At 43.8% G+C, this 3,093-nt stretch carries 3 protein-coding genes and 3 pseudogenes; 1 reads left to right on the top strand and 5 read right to left on the bottom strand.

Going from position 1 to position 3,093, the window contains the following annotated elements:
• The 5 genes and pseudogenes from QUA23_RS30720 to QUA23_RS30700 form a co-directional block, all read right to left on the bottom strand.
• Window positions 1-437: pseudogene (locus tag QUA23_RS30720) on the bottom strand (heavy metal translocating P-type ATPase); the annotation flags it as partial.
• Between the two features lie 360 nt (window positions 438-797).
• The gene (locus QUA23_RS30715) at window positions 798-1,013 is read right to left on the bottom strand and encodes a transposase (RefSeq protein ID WP_333075473.1); all 216 of its coding nucleotides are present in this window, start codon (window positions 1,011-1,013) and stop codon (window positions 798-800) included.
• A gap of 99 nt (window positions 1,014-1,112) precedes the next feature.
• Complete coding sequence (locus QUA23_RS30710; protein WP_333075475.1) at window positions 1,113-1,424, bottom strand: cation transporter; 312 nt, start codon at window positions 1,422-1,424, stop codon at window positions 1,113-1,115.
• Window positions 1,425-1,741: 317 nt separating this feature from the next.
• A complete protein-coding gene (locus QUA23_RS30705) occupies window positions 1,742-2,086 on the bottom strand; it encodes a metalloregulator ArsR/SmtB family transcription factor (protein WP_333075476.1) in 345 nt (114 codons plus the stop codon).
• Window positions 2,087-2,185: 99 nt separating this feature from the next.
• Window positions 2,186-2,347, bottom strand: a pseudogene (locus QUA23_RS30700) (HAD family hydrolase); the annotation flags it as partial.
• 432 nt (window positions 2,348-2,779) lie between these two features.
• On the opposite strand from QUA23_RS30700, the pseudogene QUA23_RS30695 reads away from it, so the two are divergent.
• Window positions 2,780-3,093: pseudogene (locus tag QUA23_RS30695) on the top strand (efflux RND transporter periplasmic adaptor subunit); the annotation flags it as partial.

The raw sequence follows: 3,093 nt of genomic DNA, 5'->3' as shown, positions 1-3,093 counted from the left end.
TCTTGAAAAAGTTCTCCGATTTTGAAAAACAACATCACCCCGACTGCTTCCGGGAGTTTGTGAATAGCGACAGCGCCTAGTGTTGCTATAGTCATTAAGAAATTTTCATCAAAAAATCGACCTCGCAGAATGTTGCGACCCGCATAGGTTAAAACGTTCCATCCGCTTAAAAGATAGGCTGGGATGAAAACCAAATATTCACCTATAGAATAGGGCGTGTTGTGGAGTTTTTCTTCAAAAATTAAACCGCCGACAAATAGTACAACAACCAATATCACAGGAATCAATTCTTGCTTGAGGTTAAAATCTCCGTGGTCGTGGTCGTGGTCATGGTCGTGGCCGTGGTCGTCGTGGTTATGATTCTCATGGCTGCGATCGGGGCGATCGTCGTGACTGCAACTACAGCAGCCGGAATCCGATGCTTTTTGCTTGTTCATGATGTCTCCTAGGTTGAAAGAAATAATTAACTTATGAACAGACATTCATACTATATCTCCAAAGCTGACAATTTGGGAAATTATTGAGTTAAAAGTTGGGCTGCTAGTTAGTTCGAGTTTGCGGTCACAAGTTGCGATCGAGAGTAAGAATTATTATCGTTTTGCTCAGGTTAAGTAAAAATTATTGACTCATATTATTTGCTTGCCTGCGTCACATCCCATTGCTTTGTTTACCATTGCTGCGTTTTTGGCGCTTTAACTATCCACGATGCCTTCAGACGGACTCACCACTCGGTTGTGGCTAACTCTAAACCAAGCTCTAAGTCTGTCATTTAGCCTCCGCAAAATTCCGTCTTTAGGCTAGGTGGAGAAGTAGCGATGCACGCTCTGCCAAGGTGGGGAATTTCCCAATAAGTCACGCCAAGTACAGCCTTGGGTTAATAGGTAAAATATCGCATTCAGGACATTCCACACCTCAACTTTGGGATGACGATCCCTAGATGTTGCAGGTGAAATAAAAGGTTCAATCAACTCCCATTGTTCCAGGGTTAAGTTGCTGGAGTACATTTTACTCATAGCTATCTTTGGTACTGTTTCTATGTCTCGGCGATGAGAAAACTAAAACGAAGCGAGAAACGTTCAAATCGTTGCTGCAAAACCTGTTAAGCGATATAACTACAGCCGTTGTTGCTTCGTTCTGTCGAGTTGTGCATCTGGAATAATACTGATTCCACCCCAAACGACTAGGCTTGCGATTCCAAATCCAGCAATTAAATCGGGAAACCGAGAATTAAATAGAGTCACTAGCAAACCTGCGACGATTACACTGAAATTTGCAATTACATCATTCTGCGTAAATATCCAACTTGCCCGCATATGTACCTCACCCTTACGATGCTTTGAGAGAAGGTACAAACCATAACTGTTAGCAATTAGCGCCAAAAAAGCCATTGCCATCCAGCCTGATTCCGGTGAACTCCCAAACACACCGTCGAATCACATCGATGACAACCATCACGGCTAACGTGATCTGAAAAATACCACTTAGAGTCGCTGCACGATTCTTGTGATGCGCCGATTTGCCAACTGCATACAGCGACATCGTGTAAACCGAAGCATCTGCAAACATATCTAATGAGTCTGCAACTAAGGCAGTTGAATCTGCTAAAACTCCTGCACAATTCCGACGACAAACATTGTGCCATTGATAAGTAACAGAATTCGCAACGTTTTAGGCTCGGCTGCGTTCTTGGCTTCCATGTGACATTCACAGTCTGATATCGTGCCTTCTGTTTAGCTTGTTGTTATTCGTTCTCTGAGCAGTTGTAGCGGGTACATTCATAAACTCCTTTTGCTACATCAGCCAGTAACTCTTCAACCATTTCCAAAATTTTAGCAACTCGTGCATCGGCGAGTTGATAGCTCGTATACCGTCCTTGCTGCAGGGTGTTTACCAGACCGCAATCACGGAGACAACCCAAGTGGTTTGAGGTGTTAGATTGCGATAGCCCGGTTGCTTCAACAATTTCACTCACGGTCATTGGACGTGATCGCAGCACGTCCAAAATCGCCAATCGAGATGGATCAGAAAACCCACGAAAGAGTTTTGCTTTCAAGCGAGTGGACTGGGATTGAGCAGAGAAAATCATATGCTTAGCTTCAATACAAAGCTCTTTTATATCATCATATCAGCACATAATGATATGTCAACACCTGAAAGCTTATTTATACCCTTACATGAGCAGCGTCGCAATTCCCACATCCGCTATTGCCCAAGCCGGAGCATCGTTAATCCCATCTCCCAGCATCGCTACAATTTTCCCTGGTGCTTGCAGTGTTTGGATTTGAGCTGCTTTTTGGTCTGGTCCAACTTCAGCAAAAACGCGCTGGATACCAGCAGAAGGGGCCATCTACTCCACTCATGCCTTGGAGTTTGACTGTCAGATGATCCATATATGCACTCTGAAATTGGGAATGGGTAAGATTCTGACTTCTGTCTTCAAGCGCCTGGATCGCCAACAGATGCGCTCGCTTTCCTAACTTCATTTTCCGGTTGCACACTTTGAATTGTCCTCAATTTCGTCTTGAGATCGGCTTCAACATAGGCATTTTAGCAGCCCGTACCCATCTGGGCTGCTGATGCGAAATTTCATCCTAATTTCATTTGACTCTGAAATACTAGGTTGAACAGAGCATTTCTAGCTCTTGGTCATTGCTTATCGGTCGCTTATGGGAAAATGCTAATAAGTAACTTTACCTAATGGGTGTCACTTACTTACCTTGGCAAAATACCAACCGTTAAACCTGGGGCACTCAACCTGATTTCAAGGACACTGCCAACGATGATATTCCACAAATATGTTCAATCTCCGGCAATTATTAGCAGTTTTTCTGGAACTTTGTTTAGCCTAATTTTGCTAACTTCTCCTGTCGCTGTTTTTGCCCACGCTGGCCACGGAGATGAATTTAAGCATAGCGACGAAACAACTGAAACTCCTGCTGCTATTTCTGTCGATGCCGAAACAGCAAAACGATTAGGAATTAAAGTTTCCCCTGCCGCTCGACAGCGACTAGATATCGGCATCAAAACCACAGGACAAATTGAAACTTTACCCAACGAAAAAGTAGAAGTTACGGCTCCTGTTGCTGGGAAAGT

Origin of the sequence: Microcoleus sp. Pol1C5 (genome assembly GCF_036701115.1) — a bacterium.
In the GTDB taxonomy this organism is placed as follows: Bacteria; Cyanobacteriota; Cyanobacteriia; order Cyanobacteriales; family Microcoleaceae; genus Microcoleus.
The sequence above is the reverse complement of the archived record's forward strand: the minus strand, read 5'-3'. Positions and strand labels throughout refer to the sequence as shown.